General features: G+C 66.8%; 18 protein-coding genes. 10 read left to right on the forward strand and 8 right to left on the reverse strand.

Features of this window, described 5'->3' with window-relative positions:
• Window positions 1–225: 225 nt before the first annotated feature.
• The 4 genes from IM543_15080 to IM543_15095 all read left to right on the forward strand — a co-directional run bounded on the left by IM543_15080 (window position 226) and on the right by IM543_15095 (window position 10,485).
• Window positions 226–7,503 (forward strand): DUF4347 domain-containing protein, encoded by a 7,278-nt coding sequence (locus tag IM543_15080; GenBank protein QOY92914.1) that lies wholly within the window; start codon window positions 226–228, stop codon window positions 7,501–7,503.
• Window positions 7,504–7,690: 187 nt separating this feature from the next.
• Window positions 7,691–8,098, forward strand: coding sequence for a BlaI/MecI/CopY family transcriptional regulator (locus IM543_15085; protein ID QOY92915.1), 408 nt, complete (start codon window positions 7,691–7,693; stop codon window positions 8,096–8,098).
• Window positions 8,095–9,357, forward strand: a complete 1,263-nt coding sequence (locus IM543_15090) for a M56 family metallopeptidase (protein QOY92916.1) — start codon at window positions 8,095–8,097, stop codon at window positions 9,355–9,357. Before IM543_15085 ends, IM543_15090 begins: the two co-directional genes overlap by 4 nt.
• Before the next feature lie 75 nt (window positions 9,358–9,432).
• Window positions 9,433–10,485: a S41 family peptidase gene (locus IM543_15095; GenBank protein QOY92917.1), complete on the forward strand. Its 1,053-nt coding sequence runs from the start codon at window positions 9,433–9,435 to the stop codon at window positions 10,483–10,485.
• Window positions 10,486–10,551: 66 nt separating this feature from the next.
• Here IM543_15095 and IM543_15100 read toward each other — a convergent pair whose 3' ends face one another.
• Window positions 10,552–11,202, reverse strand: coding sequence for a CoA transferase subunit B (locus IM543_15100; protein QOY92918.1), 651 nt, complete (start codon window positions 11,200–11,202; stop codon window positions 10,552–10,554).
• 20 nt (window positions 11,203–11,222) lie between these two features.
• Window positions 11,223–11,921, reverse strand: a complete 699-nt coding sequence (locus tag IM543_15105) for a CoA transferase subunit A (protein QOY92919.1) — start codon at window positions 11,919–11,921, stop codon at window positions 11,223–11,225.
• A 156-nt stretch (window positions 11,922–12,077) separates the two neighbouring features.
• Between IM543_15105 and IM543_15110 the strand changes: the two genes are divergently transcribed.
• Window positions 12,078–12,674, forward strand: coding sequence for a PAS and helix-turn-helix domain-containing protein (locus tag IM543_15110; protein QOY92920.1), 597 nt, complete (start codon window positions 12,078–12,080; stop codon window positions 12,672–12,674).
• A gap of 13 nt (window positions 12,675–12,687) precedes the next feature.
• Here the strand turns inward: IM543_15110 and IM543_15115 are convergent, their stop codons facing one another.
• Both IM543_15115 and IM543_15120 read right to left on the reverse strand, forming a co-directional pair.
• Complete coding sequence (locus tag IM543_15115; protein QOY92921.1) at window positions 12,688–13,128, reverse strand: acyl-CoA thioesterase; 441 nt, start codon at window positions 13,126–13,128, stop codon at window positions 12,688–12,690.
• Window positions 13,129–13,156: 28 nt separating this feature from the next.
• Entirely contained in the window at window positions 13,157–13,933 is a 777-nt protein-coding gene (locus tag IM543_15120; protein ID QOY92922.1) for an SDR family oxidoreductase, read from the reverse strand.
• Between the two features lie 164 nt (window positions 13,934–14,097).
• On the opposite strand from IM543_15120, the gene IM543_15125 reads away from it, so the two are divergent.
• The 5 genes from IM543_15125 (at window position 14,098) to IM543_15145 (ending at window position 18,146) form a co-directional block, all read left to right on the forward strand.
• Window positions 14,098–15,774 carry an electron transfer flavoprotein-ubiquinone oxidoreductase gene (locus IM543_15125; protein QOY92923.1) on the forward strand — a complete coding sequence of 559 codons (1,677 nt, stop codon included), beginning with the start codon at window positions 14,098–14,100 and terminating at the stop codon, window positions 15,772–15,774.
• Window positions 15,775–15,779: 5 nt separating this feature from the next.
• Complete coding sequence (locus tag IM543_15130; GenBank protein QOY92924.1) at window positions 15,780–16,745, forward strand: alpha/beta hydrolase; 966 nt, start codon at window positions 15,780–15,782, stop codon at window positions 16,743–16,745.
• A 98-nt stretch (window positions 16,746–16,843) separates the two neighbouring features.
• Complete coding sequence (locus IM543_15135; protein ID QOY92925.1) at window positions 16,844–17,020, forward strand: hypothetical protein; 177 nt, start codon at window positions 16,844–16,846, stop codon at window positions 17,018–17,020.
• Window positions 17,021–17,304: 284 nt separating this feature from the next.
• Window positions 17,305–17,595, forward strand: a complete 291-nt coding sequence (locus tag IM543_15140) for a hypothetical protein (GenBank protein ID QOY92926.1) — start codon at window positions 17,305–17,307, stop codon at window positions 17,593–17,595.
• A gap of 200 nt (window positions 17,596–17,795) precedes the next feature.
• Entirely contained in the window at window positions 17,796–18,146 is a 351-nt protein-coding gene (locus IM543_15145) for a hypothetical protein (GenBank protein ID QOY92927.1), read from the forward strand.
• Window positions 18,147–18,183: 37 nt separating this feature from the next.
• On the opposite strand, the gene IM543_15150 is transcribed toward IM543_15145, so the two are convergent.
• From IM543_15150 to IM543_15165, 4 genes are all read right to left on the reverse strand, one after another.
• Window positions 18,184–18,846 (reverse strand): amino acid ABC transporter permease, encoded by a 663-nt coding sequence (locus IM543_15150; protein ID QOY92928.1) that lies wholly within the window; start codon window positions 18,844–18,846, stop codon window positions 18,184–18,186.
• 49 nt (window positions 18,847–18,895) lie between these two features.
• The gene (locus IM543_15155; GenBank protein QOY92929.1) at window positions 18,896–19,708 is read right to left on the reverse strand and encodes a transporter substrate-binding domain-containing protein; all 813 of its coding nucleotides are present in this window, start codon (window positions 19,706–19,708) and stop codon (window positions 18,896–18,898) included.
• Window positions 19,709–19,801: 93 nt separating this feature from the next.
• The gene (locus IM543_15160) at window positions 19,802–20,212 is read right to left on the reverse strand and encodes a hypothetical protein (protein QOY92930.1); all 411 of its coding nucleotides are present in this window, start codon (window positions 20,210–20,212) and stop codon (window positions 19,802–19,804) included.
• A gap of 102 nt (window positions 20,213–20,314) precedes the next feature.
• Window positions 20,315–20,998, reverse strand: coding sequence for a methyltransferase domain-containing protein (locus IM543_15165; GenBank protein ID QOY92931.1), 684 nt, complete (start codon window positions 20,996–20,998; stop codon window positions 20,315–20,317).
• Between the last annotated feature and the right edge of the window lie 92 nt (window positions 20,999–21,090).

Raw genomic sequence — 21,090 nt, forward strand, 5'->3', positions numbered from 1 at the left:
AGTTCATGCCTCATCCATAGTTAACGCTGACAGAGCCTTTTTTTGTCCAGGGCACGCTACCCAATCGCGGCAAATGCCGGCATTCTGCAAACAACTGTTTTCAAATGTGACCGAAAAGCCTTGATTTTTCATTAACATCATTTTGAACACCTCCCTATGTCCCCGTAAAATGCTTGCCACATAGAAAAAATGCTTCCGCAAGCACAACCATTACTAGGACACGCCATGCCTGAACAATCCACCGCCCCCCGCCAGGAAATCGCCTTCGTCAACGGCAACCTGGCGGACCTGCAGACGCTCATTGCAGGCATGCGTCCGGACATCGAGATCATCTTGCTGGACCCCGCCGGAGACGGCCTGGCGCAGATCGCGCGCACCCTGGCCGGCCGCGCGGACCTCGATGCGATCCATCTGATCGGCCACGGCGCATCCGGCCTGCTCGCACTCGGCGACCTCACGCTCGATGCCGCCTACCTGAAGCAGCATGCCGACGTGCTGGCCGATATCGGCGCCGCGCTGGCCGAGGACGGCGACATCCTGCTGTATGGCTGCGACACCGGCGCCGGCAGCGCCGGCGCGCAATTCCTGCAAACCCTGGCCCAGGCCACGGGCGCCGATGTCGCCGCTTCCGACGACGCCACCGGCGGCGCTGCCGCGGGCGGCGATTGGAAACTCGAAGTCACTGCCGGCCAAGTCGACAGCGCCGCGGCCATCGCGGACGGCGCCGCCTGGTCGCCGATCCTGGCGCTGAGCGCGGGCACCGTCCATACCTATGGCGAGAACACCTGGGCCTTCAGCAGCCTGGCGCAGGACGCGGCCGGCAACATCTACCTCGCCCACAAGCTGGACTCGACGGCGATCTCGCTCAAGCAGTGGAACGGCAGCGCATGGACCGAGCTGACCCAACTGACCACGGCGATGACCGGCGACACCTCGTTCTCCGACGACCTGGACCTGAAGGTCGACGCCGACGGCAACCTCGACCTGATGTTCCGGCACGCGAAAAACGTGACCAGCGGCATCGACTCGCTGCGCGGCATCAAATTCGGCGAGTTCGACATGGGTACCCGGACCTGGACAACCACCCTGGTCGAGCAGTCCTCGCACCCGAGCGGCTGGCTGAACTACGACGACCCGAGCATGACGATCGACGCCGCCGGCAGGCTGCACGTGGTGTACAACTTCGACGACGCATCGGTCCACGACTACTACATCAGGTACGCGACCAGCGCCGACGGCGGCGCCAGCTGGGCCACCTCGACCGTCCTGAAGACCACCATCGACGGCGTCGACGAACTCAAGGACCCGACCGTGGAGGTCGACGGCGCCGGCAACGTCCACCTGTTCTACATCCGCGAGGACAACCAGAATACCTACTACGGCAACCTCTACTACGCCACCAAGGCCGCCGGCAGCAGCACCTGGTCGGCTTCCACGAAAATCGCCGACGCGCTCACCTCGGCCTTCACCATGGCGACCGACGGCGCCGGCCACTTCCACATCGGCTATTCGCTGCGCACCACGAACGACCAGAACGTCACGACGGGCTCCAAGCTGAACATCCTGAGCAACGCGTCCGGCAGCTGGTCGACCGAAACGGCGCTGCAGGATGCGCGCACGAACTCCATCGGCGGCCTGCAACTGGCCGACGGCAAACTCCACATGCTGGTCAATTCGCGCACCCTGGACCGCTCGGCAACCGAAATCTACGTGATGCGCGAGGATGCCGGCACCTGGCAGAAAGGCTACCAGGGCGAAGCGGTCTTGCCCGCGCTCAGCACCGAGTCCAGCAGCCAGTACTTCGCGGAACGCAGCTTCCTGGTCAAGGAAGACGGGACCATCATGGTGGTTGCGGAAGACGGCGGCACGCCGAACCTGCGCAACATCTACTTCACCGCCGGCAGCTCCAGCGACTTCGGCCTGGTCAGCAATGCCGCGCCGGTCGTGAGCGACCTGCACGGCGACACGACCGCCTTCACGCCGGGCGCCGACCCGATGCTCGACGGCGCCTACATCGACGACCAGATGATCGGCGATCCGGTCGCCGTCACCGATGCCGACAGCAGCGACTTCGACGGCGGCGCCCTGACGATCAGCCGCAGCTCGGGCACCGCCGACGGCAGCTTCGTGTTCGACTTCGTCGGCAGCGGCCTGCTCGCCTTCGGCAGCGACAGCAATAGCGCGGACGGCACGATCCACGCCGGCGACAAGCTGTTCCTGGACGTCGGCGGAGTCTGGATCGAGATCGGCCAGGTCGACGCCCTCCGCGACGGCCAGGCCGGGCGCGACCTCGTGATCCACTTCAGCGGCGCAAATGCCACCCCGGCCGCGGCCGAAGAACTGATCAAGTTCATGATGTTCACCGCGCCGAGCGCCGGCCAGCGTGTGTTCTCGCTGACGGTCGACGACGGCGCGGGCGGCGTTTCCGTTCCGGCCAGTTTCGCCATGACCGGACGCGACGTCGTGGCGCCGGCCGTCACCGACATCAGCTCGAGCACCGCGAACGGCGTCTACAAGGCCGGCGCCGCCATCCTGATCCAGGTGCAGTTCTCGGAAGCGGTCCTGGTCACCGGCGCGCCGACCCTGCTGCTCGATAACGGCGGCGTCGCCACCCACGTCGGCGGCAGCGGCGACACCCTGGTGTTCAGCTACACCGTGCAAGCGGGCCAGATCTCGCCCGATCTCGACGTCGCCGGAACCGGCGCGCTCCAGCTCAACGGCGGCAGCATCCAAGATGCTGCCGGCAACACCGCCAACCTGACCCTGCCCGCCCCCGGCACCGCCGGCTCGCTCGGCGCCAACAAGGCGATCGCGGTCGACGGTGCGGCTCCGACCGACATCGCCCTCAGCAATGCCGCGATCACCACCCTGGACGGCGCCCACGCCGTGGTCGGCACGCTGAGCAGCGTCGACGCCAACGCCCAGGACAGCTTCAGCTACAGCCTGGTGAGCGGCGCCGGCGCGACCGACAACGCCGCCTTCGAGATCGCCGGCGGCGTGCTGCGCGCGCTCGATGCCGCCACCCTCGGCGACGGCGCCAGGTCGGTACGCGTGCGCACCACCGATGCAGCCGGCAACACCTACGAAGAAGCCTTCTCGATCGCGGTCAGCTCGCCGCCGACGGTGGCGATCAGCGCCAGCCAGGCCACGCTCGGCGCAGGCGGCGCCGCCCTGGTCACCTTCACCTTCAGCAAGACCCCGCACGGCTTCGACGCGGCAGACATCACCGTCAGCGGCGGCAGCCTGGGCGCCCTGGCGGTCGACCCGCAGAACGACAAGGTGTATACCGCCACCTTCACCCCGGCGCCTGACCAGCAGAACCTGGCCGCCGCGATCTCGGTCGGCGCCGGCAAGTTCGCCGACGCCGATGGCCTGGTCAACGTCGCCAGCACGGTCAATGTCGCCATCGGCGGCGATACCCTGGCGCCGAGCCTGAGCATCACGGCCGACCGTACCAGCTTCAAGGCCGGCCAGAGCGCCACCGTCACCTTCAGCTTCAGCGAGGCGCCGGTCGGCTTCGACGCGGCCGACATCGTCACCAGCGGCGGCAGCCTCGGCGGCCTGGCCGCCACCGCCGACAGCAAGGTGTACACCGCGAGCTTCACCCCGAGCGCCGGCCTCGACAGCCTGTCGGGCGCCATCGCGGTGGCCGGCGCCGGCTTCGCCGACGCCTACGGCAACGCCGGCAGCGACGCGGCTGAACTGGCGATCGGCGGCGACACCCGCGCCCCGGTCGTCAGCGAGGCGCACATTGCCGTTTCCGGCGCCAGCGGCGCAAACGGCACTTTCGTGGCCGGCGACACCGTCACCGTCAGCTGGAACGACGGTGCGACGGGCGACGACAACGGCGACACCGCCGGCGCCAGCGTCGACTTCAGCAGCTTCGGCGGCCCGGCGGCGGTCGCGGCCACCCTTGCCGACGGCGTATGGAGCGCCGGCTGGCTTCTTGCAGCGGGCACGCTCGATGCCTCGGGACTGACGGTCTCGGTCACCGCGCGCGACGCCGCCGGCAACACCGGAACCCGCGCCGACGACAGCAATGCCGCCGCCGACACCCAGGCGCCGGCGGTCAGCAGCGGCGCGATCGTCCTGAGCGGCGCCAGCGGCATCGGCGGCGCCTACCGCGTCGGCGACGTCGTCACCGCCACCTGGAACAACGGCCAGGACGGCAACCTCGACGTCGCCGCCGTGTCCGTCGACTTCAGCCAGTTCGGTGGCAGCACCGTGGCCGCCAGCGCAAGCGGCAATGTCTGGAGCGCCAGCTACACCATCGCGGCCGGGAACATCGACCTGGCCAACCGAAACGTCATCGTCTCGGTGACCGATGACGCCGGCCAGGCGACGCTGCGCGGCGGCGCCGGCAACGTGTCGGTCGATACGGTCCTGCCGCGGGTGACCGACATCAGCGTCGCCGGCGCGCCGGCGGCGAACGCCACCGGCATCGACTACACGGTGGTGTTCGACGATGCCGTGACCGGGGTCGACCTGGCAGACTTCGGCCTGTCCGCCACCGGCAGCGCGACCGGCATCCTGGCGGGCATCAGCGGCGCCGGCAAGGTCTGGACCGTGAGCGTCGCCGGGATCGGCGGCAACGGCAGCCTCGCGCTCACGCTGAACGCCGGCGGCACCGGCATCGCCGACGATGCCGGCAACCTGCTGCTCGCCGGCTACGCCGAAGGCGCCGCGCACACTGTTGCGTTCAACGCTGCGCCGGTCATCACCAGCAATGGCGGCGGCGCGGACGCTGCCTTCGGCATCGCCGAGAAGCAGCGCGCCGTGACCACCGTTGCGGCGCTGGACGCCGACGGCCACGCGCTCGGCTACAGCATCGGCGGCGCTGATGCGGCGCTGTTCGAGATCGATCCTGCCACCGGCGTGCTGCGCTTCAAGGCCACGCCGCTGCACGCCGATCCGCTCGACAGCGACCACGACAACATCTATGACCTGACCGTCAGCGTCGATGACGGCCATGGCGCCCAGGACAGCCAGACCCTGCGGGTCACGGTGCTGGGCGACCTCGACGGCGACGGCATTCCCGACACGAGCGACAGCGACATCGACAACGACGGCCGCCCGAACAGCATGGAAGACCCGGTGCCCGGTGCGTACGGCGTGACTGGCGACGGCAACGGCGACGGCGTACCCGACAGCGCCCAGCTGAACGTGGCCTCGCTGCCGACGGTCGTGCAGGGCGCGCCGTTCGCGACCCTGGAAGTGGCCGCCGGCCTGAGCCTGACTTCGGTGGGCAGCCTTCCGGCCGCGGGTGGCCTGCCGCGCAACGTCAAGATGCCGGTCGGCCAGTTCGACTTCACCATCGGCGGCGTGGCGCCCGGCGCCACCGCCGAAGTCAGCATCTACGTCGACAGCAGCTACAAGGTCAACGGCTACTACAAGCTGGACGCCGGCAACAACTGGGTCAACCTGGCCACCTCGGTGCTGACGGTGGGAAGCAAGACCAAGCTCAGCTTCTCGCTGACCGACGGCGGCATCTTCGACAGCGACGGCCTGGTCAACGGCAGCATCAGCGACCCGGGCGGCCTGGTGACCATCGCCCCGGCCATCACCAGCAACGGCGGCGCCGTCAACGCCAGCGTCGAGGTGGAAGAAGGCGCCACCGGCGTCACCACCGTGCAAGCAAACCAGGGAGCGCGCTACGCGATCAGCGGCGGTCTCGATGCGGCGCTGTTCCAGATCGATGCCGGCACCGGCACCCTGCGCTTCGTGTCCGCCCCGGCGTACGGCGCTCCCAAGGATGCGGGCGGCGACAATGTCTACGACGTGCAGGTCACGGCGAGCGACGCCTTCGGCAGCGACACCCAGGCGCTGGCGGTGCGCGTGACCGCCGCCCCGCCGGCGCCGCCGACCGTGATCGACGGCGTCAAGGTCGACACCAGCACCCGCGACAACGCGGACGGCAGCACCAGCCAGGTGATCACCATCCCGGTGGTCGAGCAGAACCGTAACGAGACCGTCGGCAACAACACGGTGGCCGACATCCCGCTGGTGAGCAGCGGCGGCGGCACCGTCCTCAGCGCCCAGGTGCCGACCGGCGTCGGCCTGCAGGTCAGCGGTTCGGCGGCGCCGGGCGGCGTGGCCGACGCGATCACCAACCTGATCCGCGAGATCAAGGGCGTGACCGCGGCCGGCTCGCATGACCAGGCCCAGATGACGGGCGGCGGTTCCGGCTTCCTGTCGAGCCTCCCGCAGGATGCCAACCTGCTGGTGCAGACCGTGGTGCCGACCGTGGCGCCGGGCGCCGGCGCCGCCGGCCCACTGGTGATCCAGGGCGCCGTCCCCGGCACCGGCGGCCCGCTGTCGGCCCTGGTGATCGACGCCAAGGGCCTGCCGGCCGGCTCGACCATCCTGCTGCAGAACGTCGACTTCGCGGCGATCGTGGGCAGCGTCACCGTGACCGGCGGCGCCGGCGCGCAGACCGTGTGGGGCGACGGCGCCAGCCAGACCATCATGCTGGGCGAGGATGACGACGTCCTGCACGGCGGCGCCGGCAACGACAGCGTCGGCAGCGCCGGCGGCAACGACAAGGTCTATGGCGACGAAGGCGACGACATCGTGTTCGGCGGCCTGGGCGACGACCTGGTCGATGGCGGCAGCGGGTTCGACACCGTGCAGCTGGTGGGCAGCGGGCGGGCCGACTACACGGCGCGCTTCGTCGATGGCCACCTGGTGCTGGCCCACGGCAAGGATGGCGGCGGCGCGGACGGCACCGATATCGTCGCCAACGTCGAAGCGCTGCGCTTCACCAACGCGGCGGCCGACACCTCCGTGCGCGGCAGCATCGAACGCCTGTATGAAGCGGTCCTCGGGCGCGACGCCGACACGGCCGGCGTGGACGCCTGGCTGGCCGCGGTCGGCAAGGGCGCCTCGCTGCTGGACGTGGCGGCCGACATGCTGGCCAGCGGCGAAGCGCAGTTGCAGGCTGGCGGCGATGCCGACTTCGTGACGGCGCTCTACAGCCGCAGCCTGGAGCGCAGCGTGGACGCCGGCGGCCTGCAGTACTGGACCGACGCCCTGGCGGCAGGCACGGTCAGCCGTGCAGGGTTGACGCTGCTGGTTGCCGAATCGGCCGAGAAGCTGGCCAAGCCGGTGAGCCTGGACATCGAGGTCGGCGACACCGACATCGGCACCCTGGTGCGCCTGTACGCCACGCTGTTCGACCGCGCGCCGGACAGCGCCGGCATCAACCACTGGCTGTCGCTGTCGGAAGCCGGCGTCTCGCTCGATCGCATCGCCGACCACTTCCTGGCCTCGGACGAAGCCGTGGCGGCCTATGGCGCCCTGGATAACCGGGCCTTCACCGCCGCCCTGTACCAGCAGTCGATGCACCGCAGCGGCAGCGATGTGGAAGTGTCGTACTGGACCGGCCTGCTCGACAACGGCAGCCTGGACCGCGGCGACGTGCTGCTGCAGTTCGCCGAATCGAACGAGAAGGTGAGCCTGGTCGGGGTCGTCGGCACCAGCCTCGATGGTGCGCCGACGCTCTGAGCTGCAGATCGGATGTACTGAAAGACCGGGCCCCGCGCCCGGTTTTTTTTCGACCTGCCGCCACCAGCCAGCGCGGCACAGACCCTACCCAGGACACATAAAGCACGCACTGCACCCGAAAGCCGTAGACATGCGTGTCTAGACATACTATTCTAGACCTACGATATCGCCAACCTCGAGGACGCTCATGCCGCGCAAACCCGATACCCCCAAGCCGACCCCGGCCGAACTCGAACTGCTGCAGGTCCTGTGGCCGCTGGCCTCCGGCACCGCCAAGCAGGTGCACCAGGAAATGCAGAAGATCAAGCCGGAGGTCACCTACGCCACCGTGCTGCGCCTGATGCAGATCATGCACGGCAAAGGTTTGCTGGTGCGCGACGAGAGCGAGCGTTCGCATGTCTACGCCCCGGCCCACGCCCAGGATTCGGTCGAGACCAATCTGCTCAAGGACCTGATGCAGCGTGCCTTCGCCGGCTCCGCCAAGGCGCTGGTGCTGGCCGCGCTCAAGAGCGGCATCTCGAAGAAGGAACGCGAAGAGATCGAGCAGCTCCTGCGCGAGGACACGCCTGCGGACAAGCACGGAGGGAAACAATGAACGCCGCCGACCTGATCGCCAGCATCGGCTGGACCCTGGTGCATTTCCTGTGGCAGGGTGCGCTGATCGGCTGCGCCACCGCCGTGCTGCTGACGATACTGCGCAATGCGCGGCCGGAAGCGCGCTACCTGGTCGCCTGTTCCGGACTGTTCCTGTGCCTGGCCTGGCCGGCAACCGAACTGTGCTTGCGCCTGATGGACGGCAGCGGCACCGGCGGCGACGCGATGATGCTGTTCGCCGCCGGCCTGGTGGCCGGTACGCCGGTAGACGAGAGCTGGGGCGCCCTGCTCGCCGACCAGCTGACGCCGATCGTCGCCACCTGGGCCGTCTGCGCACTGGCGATGGCCGGGCGCATGGTGCTCGGCCTGCTCTGGATCGGCCGCGCCGCCGCGCAGGAACGCATCGATCCGGCCTGGCAGGCACGCGTCGACGGCCTGGCCGCCCGGTTCGGCATCGACCGCAGCGTGCGCCTGCGTGTGGTGGAACGCCTCGGCAGCCCGGTCACGGCCGGCTGGTGGCGTCCCGTAGTGCTGGTGCCGGCCGCGCTGGTCGCGGGGATGCCGGCCCAGCTGCTGGAGGCGCTGCTGGCCCATGAACTGGCCCACATCAAGCGTCACGACTATGTGGTGAACCTCGGCCAGAACCTGGTCGAGACCCTGTTCTTCTACCACCCGGCGGTCTGGTGGATCTCGCGACGCGTCCGCGTCGAACGGGAACAGATCGCCGACGATTTCGCGGCACGGATACTAGGCGAACCGCGGCGCCTGGCCCTGGCCCTTTCCGAGCTGGAGAAACGCCAGTTTTCCAACCACCACCTGGCCCAGGCGGCCAACGGAGGAGATCTTATGTCACGCATCAAACGCTTGATTCGCCCTGACACACAAACCTTGAACTGGAAGGCGGCGATTCCCGTCCTGGGACTGGCCGCCATCGGCGCCGCGGCATTCGCGCATGCGGCGCCGGCTGCCGCGCTGGTGAAACCCGAAAAACCTGCCATTGCCAATTTCGAGACCTGCAAGCGCCCCCACTACCCGGCCGAATCGCTCAAGCAACATCATACTGGCACCGTCAGCCTCGGCTTCCTGGTGGCGAAGAACGGCGAGGTGAAGAACACCAAGATCACAAACTCGTCCGGCCACGTCGCGCTCGACGAAGCGGCCCGCACGGCGCTGGCGAAGTGCACGTTCAAGCCGGCCACCACCAAGGGCAAACCGGTCGAGGCCTGGACCGCCGTCCAGTACGTCTGGACGCTCGAGTAAGCTGACCGGACCCCATGTCGGGCGGCGGGTGGAGACGTCCTCTCGCTGCCCTGTATTCCACCAGCACGGATAACAATGAACATTCTTCAGACTCTGCTGTTTGCACCAGCCATGCTCGCCGTCCTGGCCTTCGACGCCAGCGCGGGCGACCAGGGCGGGCTCGACGAAGCGACACGTCAACAGGTGCTCACCGAACTCAGCGCAAAAGTCAGCGAAGCATACGTCTTCCCGGACAAGGCCAAATTGATCGTCGAGCGCCTGAATGCACAGGAAAAACGTGGCGCCTACCGGAAGGCAAAAGACCTCCAGCAGTTCGCCACCATGCTCACGGCCGACCTTCGCCAGCCGACCGGGGACAAGCATCTCGGCATCTGGTACAGCGCAAAGCCGGAGCCGGAGCCCGCCGGCGGCCCGGTGCAGTCGCCCGAGATGGATCGCATGATCGTCAATTATCTCAAGTCGAACAATTACGGCATTCGCAAAGTGGAAACCCTGCCTGGGAATATCGGCTACATCGACTTGCGCAGCTTCCCTTCCGCCCGGTTTTCCAAACCGGCGCTCGACGCGCTGATGACACTGGTTGCCGATACCGATGCGCTCATCGTCGACCTGCGCAACAATGGTGGTGGCGACCCTTACACCGTCGCCTACCTGGAGAGCTACCTGTTCGACAAACGCACCCACGTCAACGACATGGTTTGGCGCAAGGGCGATCGTACGGAAGCATTCTGGACCGAAGAGGAGGTCCCCGGAAAAAAATTCGGCGGCGAAAAGAACGTCTACGTCCTGACCAGCAAGGACACTTTTTCGGGCGCCGAGGGATTCAGCTACGAACTGCAGCAATTGCGGCGCGGCGTCATCGTCGGCGAGATCACTGGCGGCGGTGCCCATCCCGGCCAGCCTCACCGGATCCATCCTCAATTGCAGGTGTTCGTCCCGGCCGGCAGGGCAATCAACCCGGTCAGCAAGACCAACTGGGAAGGTAGCGGCGTCGTGCCCGACGTGCGGGTAAAGGCGGCGCATGCGCTGCGCACCGCCGAGCGCCTGGCCCTGACGGCGTTGCTGAAGTCGCCGCGCGACGACGAGCATGCGCAAGTGCTGCGCAAGCGCCTGGCCGCGCTGAAATAAAAAAGCCCACAGACGATCTGCGGGCCTTTGTGTACAACGCGGGGCAGGAACGCCGCCCCGCGTTTCTTACACCGCCGAGACGTCCAGCTCGCAGCCAGTCGCGCTCAAGACCTGCTCGACGCTCGCACCCGGCGCCAGCTCCACCAGCTTCAGACCGGTGTCGGTCACGTCCATGACGCCCAGGTCGGTGATGATGCGGTCGACCACGCCCACGCCGGTCAGCGGCAGGTCGCATTTCTTCAGGATCTTGTGGCTGGTCGTGCCGTCCTTGGCGGTGGCGACATGTTCCATCACCACGACCACGCGCTTGACGCCGGCCACCAGGTCCATCGCGCCGCCCATGCCCTTGACCATCTTGCCCGGAATCATCCAGTTGGCCAGGTCGCCCTGCTGCGACACCTGCATCGCGCCCAGGATCGCCAGGTTGATCTTGCCGCCGCGGATCATGCCGAAGGAATCGGCCGAGCTGAAGTAGGCCGCGCCCGGCAGCGCGGTCACGGTCTGCTTGCCGGCGTTGATCAGGTCTGCGTCCACCGCGTCGTCCGTCGGGAACGGGCCGATGCCCAGCAGGCCGTTTTCGGACTGCAGGAAGACCTCGATATCGTTCGGGACGTAGTTCGCCACCAGGGTCGGCAGGCCGATGCCCAGGTTCACATAGAAACCGTCCTGCAGTTCCTTCGCCGCACGCGCGGCCATTTCATCACGAGTCCATGCCATGTTCTGTCTCCGGTCTGATCTTAATTGGCGCGCACGGTGCGCTGCTCGATGCGCTTTTCCGGCGTCGGGTTGTGGACGATGCGGTGCACGAAGATGCTCGGGGTATGCACCTGGTCGGGATCGATCTCGCCGATCTCGACCAGCTCTTCGACTTCCACGATGCAGATCTTGCCGGCGGTGGCGACGTTCGGGTTGAAGTTGCGCGCGGTCTTGCGGTACAGGAGGTTGCCGGCCCGGTCGGCCTTCCACGCCTTGACCAGGGAGACGTCGGGCAGCAGCGCGTGTTCCATCACGTAGTGCTCGCCGTCGAATTCGCGGGTTTCCTTGCCCTCGGCGACGATGGTGCCGTAACCGGTCTTGGTGTAGAAGGCCGGGATGCCGGCGCCGCCGGCGCGCAGCTTCTCGGCCAGCGTGCCCTGCGGGGTGAATTCGAGTTCGAGTTCGCCGGCCAGGAACTGGCGCGCGAATTCCTTGTTTTCGCCGACGTAGGACGAGATCATCTTCTTGATCTGGCGGGTTTCCAGCAACTGGCCCAGGCCGAAGCCGTCCACGCCCGCATTGTTCGAAATGGCCGTCAGGTTCTTGACGCCGGAATCGCGCAGCGCCGCGATCAGCGCCTCCGGAATGCCGCACAGGCCGAAGCCGCCCACCGCGATGGTCTGGCCATCTGCCACGATGCCGGCCAGCGCCGACTTCGCATCAGGATACACTTTGTTCATACCCGTCCCTTTTATAGGTTAAGCCGAAAAGCTTTTTTCACTTCCAGAACCGGCGCGCTGCCGCAGCGGCGCCGATGTTTCCTCCAAGAGTCGATTCTCAGCATAAAATACGCTGAACCGAATAACAATACCGTAGAAATACGGGCCGGCCCGTCCATGAACCGAGCAGTCGATCCAAGTCAAGTGAGCCCAAGCGCAGTGCCAGCCCCCGCCATCGACTACGAAATGATATTCCAGCAGGCGCCGGTGGGAATGTGCGTGTCCTCGGATCGCGTGATCCGGTCCTGCAACCGGGCGCTGGCGGCGATGTTCGGCCATGCCGAAGGCGCGCTGAACGGGCAGTCGTTCAGCGTACTCTACCCGACCATGGACGAATTCCTGCGCACCGGCGACCGCATCGTGCCGATCATGAACGCCAGGGGACGTTATTCGGACGAACGCATCATGCGCCGCGCCGACGGCGAGCTGTTCTGGTGCCACGTGACCGGGCGCGCGCTCGATCCATCGCAACCGCTGGGGGCCGGCGTATGGACCTTCGAGGACGTCAGCGAGAAGCGGCCGGTGTCGGCCCAACTGACCCCGCGCGAGCGCGAGATCGCCGCCCTGCTGGTCGAGGGCAAGACCAGCAAGATGATCGCGCGCGACACCGGCCTGAGTCCGCGCACCGTGGAGATGCACCGGGCCAGCCTGATGCGCAAGTTCGCCGCGTCGACCTCGTCGGAACTGGTGCACAAGCTGGTGGGGGCGGGCTGAAGCCGCACCGGGATCAGCTTGCCGCGGGCAACAGCGCGCGCAACTTGGCCGGCAGCGGCCGCGACTTCTCGGCCTTGAAATCGATCCAAACTACCTTCGCGCCGCCTTCGGCATGCAGCGCGCCGGCCTGCCCGTCCGGGTCGACCAGGCGGATCTGGTGCGTGACCTCGATGCTCGAGCGCCCCGGCGGACCGACGAAGGTCGTGACTTCGATCTCGCCTGGATAGGTCAGCTGCTTGAGAAAGCTGCAATAGGCGTTGACGACGACCGGCCCTTCGCCGGGAAGATCCGGGTCGGGCAGCGCGCCGGCCTGCTCCAGCCAGGCGATGCGGGCCGACTCGATGTAGCGGAAATAGACGGTGTTGTTGACGTGTCCCATCGCGTCCATGTCGCCCCAGCGGATGGGAATTCTCATCGTATGGACCGGTTGCGGGATCGACTGCTTGCTGCTCATTGCTTCCTTACTGTGACAAACAAAAACACTACTGCGCCGTCATGCCGTCGTCGGCCGTGATGATGGCGCCGTTGATGAAATGGGCTTCCTCCGCCGCCAGCAGCAGGAGCAGGCCGTCGAGGTCTTCCGGGCGGCCCGGACGCTTGCGAGGCAGCATGTCGATCAGCTTGCGCCCCTGCTCGGTGTCGAAATAGTCCTCGTTCATTTCGGTGGCGATGTAGCCCGGGCAGATGGCATTGACGTTGATGCCGTACTTGCCCCACTCCACCGCCATCGCCTTGGTCATCTGGATCACGCCGGCCTTGCTCATGCAATACACGGCGATCTGGGGCAGCACGCGCAGGCCGGCGACCGAGGCGATGTTGATGATGCGGTGCTGCTTGCGCGGGTCGCCCTTGGCGCGCTGGATCATGCGCTTGGCGGTCTGCTGCGCGACGAAGAAGGCGCCGCGCAGGTTGGTGTCCATGATGTAGTTGTAGTCGTCCTCGGTGACGTCCAGCAGGCGCTGGGTATTCGAGACGCCCGAGTTGTTGACCAGGATGTCGATCGGGCCGGCCTCGGTCTCGGCGTGCGCGATGGCTGCCTTGATCGACCCCAGGTCGGTGACGTCCAGCCGCACCACATGGGCGGCGCCGCCGTCGGCCTCGATCTCGGCGCGCAGCTCCTTGAGCCGTTCGACCCGGCGCGAGGCCAGCACCACCTGGGCGCCGGCGCCGGCCAGCGCCTTGGCGAAGCGCGCGCCGAGCCCGCTGGACGCGCCGGTGACCATGGCGATTTTTCCTTCGTAATTGACTTCGATGCCCACGCGGCTCCCCTTCCTTGTCCAATTGCGAAGTGTGCATGATTACACAAATCACCAGTATTAGATTGCCCCATCTAATAATGTCCGTAAAATGGCGGCCAACATTGCATTCGGCAGTGAAAAAGTGCACACTCGTGCTTAAATTTTCCAACTATATTAAAAAAACCATGACTGAGCCAAGCAAACTTCTCGAACAATACGGACCGCGTGAAGCCATGGAGTACGACGTGGTCATCGTCGGCGGCGGCCCTGCCGGCCTGGCGGCAGCGATCCGGCTCAAGCAGCTGGCCACGGAAAAAGGCCGGGAAGTGTCGGTCTGCGTGCTCGAAAAAGGCGGCGAGCTGGGTGCGCACATCCTGTCCGGCGCGGTCATGGACCCGATCGCCCTCGACGAGCTGATGCCGGACTGGAAGGAAAAAGGCGCGCCGCTGAACACGCCCGTGACGGAAGACCGCGTGCTGTTCCTGACTGAGACAAAGGCCATGGCCACGCCGAACTTCATGGTTCCGAAGATGCTGACCAACCACGGCAACTACATCGTCTCGCTGGCCAACGTGGTGCGCTGGATGGGTACGCAGGCCGAAAGCCTGGGCGTCGAGATCTTCCCGGGCTTCCCGGCCGCCGAAGTGCTGTACCACGAGGACGGCTCGGTCAAGGGTGTCGCCACCGGCAACATGGGCGTCAAGCGCGACGGCGAGGCGGGCGGCGATTTCCAGCTCGGCATGGAATTGCATGCCAAGTACACCTTCTTCGCGGAAGGCTCGCGCGGCCATCTCGGCAAGGAGCTGATGGCCAAGTACGACCTGAACAAGGGCAAGGACCCGCAAACCTACGGCATCGGCATCAAGGAACTGTGGGAGATCGACCCGGCCCTGCACAAGCCGGGCCTGGTGATCCACACCGCCGGCTGGCCGCTGGACAAGGACACCTACGGCGGCTCCTTCCTGTACCACCTGGAGAACAACCAGGTCGCGGTCGGCTTCGTGGTGGGCCTGGCCTACCAGAACCCCTACCTGTCGCCCTACGAGGAATTCCAGCGCTACAAGACGCACCCGGAAATCCGCAAGTTCTTCGAAGGCGGCAAGCGCATTTCCTACGGCGCGCGCGCGATTACCGCGGGCGGCCTGCAATCCTTGCCGAAGACCGTGTTCCCGGGCGGCGCCCTGATCGGCTGCGACGCCGGCTTCCTGAACACCAGCCGCATCAAGGGCAGCCACGCCGCGATCAAGACCGGCATGCTGGCCGCGGACGCCGCCTTTGCGGCGCTGGGCGAAGGCCGCCAGCACGACGAACTGGCGGCCTACCCGGCCGCTTTCGAACAGTCCTGGCTGCACGAGGAACTGCACGTGGCCCGTAACTTCAAGCCGTGGATGAGCAAGGGCCTGTATCTCGGCACCATCATGACCGGTATCGACCAGATGATCTTCCGCGGCAAGGCGCCGTGGACGCTGCACCACAAGCACGCCGACCACGAGTGCCTGAAACCGGCCGCGCAGTTCAAGCCGATCGCCTACCCGAAACCGGACGGCAAGCTGACCTTCGACCGCCTGTCCTCGGTGTTCATCTCGAACACCAACCACACCGAAGACCAGCCGGTGCACCTGACGCTGAAGAATCCGGCCATCCCGGTGGAGGTCAACCTGGCCAAGTACGCGGGCCCGGAACAGCGCTACTGCCCGGCCGGCGTGTACGAGTTCGTCAAGACCGACGAAGGCCAGGATCGCCTGCAGATCAACGCGCAGAACTGCGTGCACTGCAAGACCTGCGACATCAAGGACCCGACCCAGAACATCGTCTGGGTGACGCCGGAAGGTGGCGGCGGACCCAACTACCCGAACATGTGATCGGGATGCGGCCCCTTGCCTGGCGGCTGCGCGCCGCCGCGATGTCCTGCGCCGTGGGCGCTGCCCTCGCCCTGCCGTTCGCCGCGGCCGCGGCCGACGCGGGCCTGCGCAGTGCCGCCCTGCTCGACCATGGCTGGTGGATCGACGCGAACGTCACCTACCTGACCGCCAGCGGCCAGGACCTCAAGCTCGATGTCTACCTGCCGGTGAAAAAGAGCGCTCAGCCGCTGCCGGTGGTGATGTACTTCCACGGCGGCGGCTGGGTGGCGGGGAGCCGCGAGGGCGCAGCGCTGTCCGCCATGCCTTACATGGAAATGGGCTTTGCGTTCGTCAACGTCAGCTACCGCCTGGCCAAGGTGGCGCCCGCCCCCGCGGCGCTCGAGGACACGCTGTGCGCACTGCAGTGGATCGGCCGCAATGCGAAGAAATACAACTTCGACCTGTCGAAGGTCGTGACGACCGGCGATTCGGCGGGTGGCCACCTGGCGCTGGCGACGGCCATGGTCCCCGCCGATTCGCCGCTCACCCATCAGTGCGCGGCCAACGAGCCCGGCTGGAGCGGTCCGTACCGGAACGCGGCGCCGAAGGTGGCCGCCGTGGTCAACTGGTACGGCATCACCGACGTGGCCGACATGCTGCAGGGCCCGAACATCCGCTCGTATGCAGTGGCCTGGTTCGGCGGCATGCGCGACCCGGACCGACTCGCGCTCGCGCGCTCGGTCTCGCCGCTGAACCACGTGCGCCCCGGCGGGCCGGCCGTGTTGACGATCCACGGTGATGCCGATCCCCTGGTTCCCTACGCACACGGCCTGCGCCTGCAGTCCGCACTCGACAAGGCCGGGGTCAACAACGTGCTTCATACCGTCAGGGGCGGCGGCCATGGCGGATTCACCGCCGAGCAGCACGTGGGCGCCTATGAAGCGGTGCACGGCTTCCTGCGCGGTCTCGGCATCGCACCGGTCCAGCCCTGATCCACTGAAGGCTGCCGGCGCACGCCGGCAGCCGCGCCGCCTTTCGTTCGAAGCGCCTAAGATGTGGTTTCCATCACTTTCGACGCAAGGAGGCAGTCATGCCCGAAAACAAGGATTCCGGGGACAAAAGCCTGAGCGACATCCAGCTCGACGACTTCGACGTCAAGCGCCAGCGCGACCGGCTGGAACACAGCCGGCCGGACCACCTGCAATCGGACCGGCAGACCGGCTCGCAACAATCCGCTGAGCCATCGCAGAAGCAAGAAAAGCACTAGCCGACTCCTAATGCCGTTCAGTTAGCGTAAAAATGTAGGGTGGTCGGCTTCGCCGACCGCGCATTCAAGTCACCAATGCACTGTGGCAGAGCACAATGTAGTTGAACGCGCGGCCGGGAAACCCGGCCACCCTACGCTTAACTGAACGGCATTACTAGCCGTCTCCCGGTTTTTACCGATGACTTTGTACGAGCCGTCCTACGGCAGCTCCGCGCCGATTCCGATTGCCGCTTGCGGCGGGAGGTCTATCATCGGACCATCGACACTTGCGCAAGGAGACAGGTATGGGTGAAAACAAGGGACATGGCATCAAGGGTCCGCGTCACGACAATGACGTAGACGAGTTCGGCATATACACCACGAACACCACCAACACCGCGAGCGGCAAGAGCGCCCAGGGCGACAGGCCGCAGGCGGGACAGCAGCAACAAGGTAACAAGCAATCGGGAGGGCAACACGCTTCCGGCGGCACCCCGGCGCTCGACGGCCTGGGTGCGCGCCAGGGCGAGTCCGCCCAGGATGCTTCGCAGGCCTGGAGCCAAAACGACGGCGACCAGGGGCGCGGCAATCGTTAGTGTTCAAGCGGCATCGGCGCGCACCGGGGCAGCCAGCAGGCTTGCCGCGGTGCGCGTTTTCCTTGCGCCGCACGAACCGCTTCCTTCCTTGGTGCAATCTCGTGCGAGCCGTCCTACGTCCGCGCCGCACGGATTCCGATTGCCGCGGTCAGCAGGAGGACTAAGATGGTGGCTCACCAATCTTCGACGAGGAGACGATAATGAACAAGCAGCCGAACCAGAAGCAGTCGAAAGCGGACAATTCGCAGGCCGACCAGGGCCAGGAGCTGGTCCCTGCCGCCGGCCAGGGCCAGCGCGAGGGTAACCAGCAGTCGGGCAGCCGCCAGTCGGGCAGCCAGCAATCGGGCAGCCAGCAATCCGGACAGCAATCGGGCCAGCGATCCGGCAGCCAGCAACAAGGCCAGCAGCAAGGTAGCCAGCAGCACGGTGGCCAGCACGCTTCCGGTGGCACGCCGGCACTGGACGACCTGGATCACCAGCAGCGGGGCGAAAGCGCCCGGCAAGCATCGGAAGCCTTCAAGCAGCAGGACGACCAGGGCGGCAAGCGCTAGTCGAGCCCGAGCCGCTGACGGCCAGGCGCCGCGCCGCTCAGGACGCGGCGTGCGCCCGGTTCAGGCGGCGCTCCGCGCGCCGCTGGATCGCCTCGAAAAACAGGCTGAGCAGCCAGTAGATGGCGGCCGCCGCGAGGTACAAGGGCAGCGGCTGGAAGCTTACCGCGATCACTTCCTTGGTCGCCAGCATCAGCTCGGTCATCGTGATCACCGACACCAGCGAGGTATCCTTGATCAGGCTGATGAGCGTATTGCTCATCGAAGGCACGGCGATGCGCAGCGCCTGCGGCAGGACGATGTGGTGCAGGGTCTGCCAATAGCCCAGGCCCAGGCTGAAACTGGCGCGCCACTGCCCTGCGCTCACCGCCCGAATCGCACCACGCAGGCTTTCGGACAGATAGGCGCCCGCATTCAGCGACAGCGCCAGTACGCCCGCGGTCACCGGCGTGAATTCGATTCCCACGCTCGGCAAGCCATAATAGATGACGAAGATCTGCACCAGCAGCGGCGTGCCGCGCATGAGGCTCACATACAGGCTGGCCGGCAGGCGGATCGCCGCCCATGGCGAAATACGCATCAAGGCCACCGGCACGCCGATCGCCAGGCCGCCGATCATCGAGGCCACCGCGAACAGCAGGGTGTAGCCCGCCCCGGTGAGCAGGACCGGGGCCGCGTCGCGCAGCAGCGCGATCAGCTCCACGTAGCCGCCTTGCCCGCCGCCCTCGTCGCTGTCATAGGCGCGGCCGCCATCATGGCGCCGGCCGGCTGGCGTCGGTGCCGAACCACTTGAGCGACAGCGCCTTCAGGCTGCCGTCGCTGCCGGCGTCCTGCAGGATCTTGTCGACCGCCGCCTTGAATTGCGGATTGCCCTTGCGGAAGGCGATGCCCATGCGCTCGGGAGCGCCGACGCGGGCCCCGGCCTTGATCGGCAGCGGGGAATTCTTCAGCAGGTAGGCCACCATCAGGCTGTCGTTCAGCGCCGCGTCGATGCGGCCGAAGGCCAGGTCCTGCAGGTTCTCGGGCGCGGCCGGATAGCTCTTGACCTCGATGCCGGGCACCGCCTTGGCCTGCTGCTCGAACACGCTGCCCTGCCCGACGCCGACCTTGCGGCCCTTGAGGTCGTTCAGGCTGGCGTAGCTGGCGCGGTCGTTCTTGCGCACGATAAGTTGCGGGAACGAATAGGTGTAGGGACGGGAAAAGTCGAAGGCCTGCTCGCGCCGGGGCGTGATGCCGACCTGGCTGACGATCACGTCATACCTGCGGGCGGCCAGGCCGGCCAGGATCGCGGCCCACTCGGTGGCGACGAATTCCGGCCTCAAGCCCAGTCTGCCGGCGACCAGGCGCGCCACGTCGACATCGTAGCCGGTCAACTGGCCGCTCTTCGGGTCCTTGAAGTTGAATGGCGGGTAGGTGCCTTCCATGGCGATGCGCAGGGTGCCACGCGCCTTGGCCTCGGCGAGCAGGTCGGCCGCCTGTGCCGGCAGCGCCGCCGCCGATGCGGCCAGGGCCAGCGCCAGGCCGAGCAGCCTGCGGCGTGCCGCGATGTTCGAATGCTTGCCCATCAAATTGTCTCCCTCCCAGGTTGCGCTGACTTCCTCAGCGCTGACTTTATAACTGAATATCGCGCGGGCGGGAAGTGCCGGGGTGTCCGACGCTCAGTAGCCGGCGCGGCGCCCACGCGAGCCGAACGGATGGCCGGTGACGAGGGTCGTGCTGGCGACCAGGGTAGACAGGCCGAGGATCAACTGCACCAGCCTGTCGTCGGGCAGCACCCAGAGCTGGCCGCGCGGCGGCTCGGCCCCGGTCGCCGCCACGATCAACGGAGCGATCCAGTCGGCTTCGGGCTCGACCTCGAGCAGCACGGCGTCGCCGGTGGTCTGCATGTAGAGCGCGCCACCCTCGGCCAGCGTGAAGCAGATGCCGACGCCGGTTTCGGTCGGCCTGACCAGCTCCTGCAGCGCGCGATTGTGCTCGTCGATCCAGAGTTCGACGTCCTGCGGAGTCTCGAGCGCGGTCCAGGGACGGGGGCGAAAGCGTGGCGGCGGTGTTTCGGGTGGCAGATTCATGTGATGCAGCGAAAAGCGGAACGAGCCGTATCTTACGGGATTTTCACCTGGCAGTATGCAGACCCGCTGCATTTCCGCCGTCCCGGGCCACGGGGCGCGGGTTCATTCCGCTGCCGATCCTGGCAGGCGGCCGACCAGGATCAGCGACACCGGCTTGCCGGTATGCGGGTGCAGCGGCTCGCGCATCTCGACCACCCGCAGGCCATGCGCTTCGAACAGCGCCAGCCAGCTTGCGACCGTGCGGAAGTACCAGGGAGCCGGGTCGGCGAACGCAGTGCTGAAGCCGGACCAACTGCCGTCACGCCAGCCGTCGGCATAGGGCTGGTCGCCGCAGGCCATGAGCGGATGGACGGTCTGCACGATCAGGTGCCCGCCCGGCCGCAGGTAGGTGGGTGCGGCGCCGAACAGGCCGCGCACCGCCGCATCGCCGATCAGCGAGAAATTACAAACCGCCACGTCGGCGGCCATCCGCAGCCCTCCGGCCGCGATGTCCTCGTAGCGCAGCTGGCGGAATTCCCCGCCGCCGGCTTGCCTCGCCTGCGCCACCAGGCCGGCAATCGCGTCGACGCCGACCATGTCGATCCCGGGCAGCGCCCGCACCAGCCAGCCTTCTCCGCACCCGAGGTCGACGCCGCTGCGGGGTGCGCGCGCCCGCACCGTCTCCACGATGGCGGCATTCGTGACCAGCACCCGCGATGCGATCTCGCCGCTGCGCACGGCTGCGGTCCAGGGATCGGTATTGCGCGACCATGCGGCAATGATGGATGCGTCTGTGTGCTCAGTCATGCGGTCTCCACGGTTTGCCGCATTATCGCCGAATCGACGTCACAGCGAGCGCTGCGAAAGATCAAACCCTGCGCACGATTGCATTTGACGTC

It is taken from the genome of Massilia sp. UMI-21, from assembly GCA_015277795.1.
GTDB lineage: Bacteria > Pseudomonadota > Gammaproteobacteria > Burkholderiales > Burkholderiaceae_D > Telluria.

Excerpts from the sequence above, each read along its gene's own strand:
- IM543_15080 (QOY92914.1), top strand. The coding sequence starts at position 226 with ATGCCTGAACAATCCACCGCCCCCCGCCAGGAAATCGCCTTCGTCAAC.
- IM543_15085 (QOY92915.1), top strand. The coding sequence starts at position 7,691 with ATGCCGCGCAAACCCGATACCCCCAAGCCGACCCCGGCCGAACTCGAA.
- IM543_15090 (QOY92916.1), top strand. The coding sequence starts at position 8,095 with ATGAACGCCGCCGACCTGATCGCCAGCATCGGCTGGACCCTGGTGCAT.
- IM543_15095 (QOY92917.1), top strand. The coding sequence starts at position 9,433 with ATGAACATTCTTCAGACTCTGCTGTTTGCACCAGCCATGCTCGCCGTC.
- IM543_15100 (QOY92918.1), bottom strand. The coding sequence starts at position 11,202 with ATGGCATGGACTCGTGATGAAATGGCCGCGCGTGCGGCGAAGGAACTG.
- IM543_15105 (QOY92919.1), bottom strand. The coding sequence starts at position 11,921 with ATGAACAAAGTGTATCCTGATGCGAAGTCGGCGCTGGCCGGCATCGTG.
- IM543_15110 (QOY92920.1), top strand. The coding sequence starts at position 12,078 with ATGAACCGAGCAGTCGATCCAAGTCAAGTGAGCCCAAGCGCAGTGCCA.
- IM543_15115 (QOY92921.1), bottom strand. The coding sequence starts at position 13,128 with ATGAGCAGCAAGCAGTCGATCCCGCAACCGGTCCATACGATGAGAATT.
- IM543_15125 (QOY92923.1), top strand. The coding sequence starts at position 14,098 with ATGACTGAGCCAAGCAAACTTCTCGAACAATACGGACCGCGTGAAGCC.
- IM543_15130 (QOY92924.1), top strand. The coding sequence starts at position 15,780 with ATGCGGCCCCTTGCCTGGCGGCTGCGCGCCGCCGCGATGTCCTGCGCC.
- IM543_15135 (QOY92925.1), top strand. The coding sequence starts at position 16,844 with ATGCCCGAAAACAAGGATTCCGGGGACAAAAGCCTGAGCGACATCCAG.
- IM543_15140 (QOY92926.1), top strand. The coding sequence starts at position 17,305 with ATGGGTGAAAACAAGGGACATGGCATCAAGGGTCCGCGTCACGACAAT.
- IM543_15145 (QOY92927.1), top strand. The coding sequence starts at position 17,796 with ATGAACAAGCAGCCGAACCAGAAGCAGTCGAAAGCGGACAATTCGCAG.
- IM543_15155 (QOY92929.1), bottom strand. The coding sequence starts at position 19,708 with ATGGGCAAGCATTCGAACATCGCGGCACGCCGCAGGCTGCTCGGCCTG.
- IM543_15160 (QOY92930.1), bottom strand. The coding sequence starts at position 20,212 with ATGAATCTGCCACCCGAAACACCGCCGCCACGCTTTCGCCCCCGTCCC.
- IM543_15165 (QOY92931.1), bottom strand. The coding sequence starts at position 20,998 with ATGACTGAGCACACAGACGCATCCATCATTGCCGCATGGTCGCGCAAT.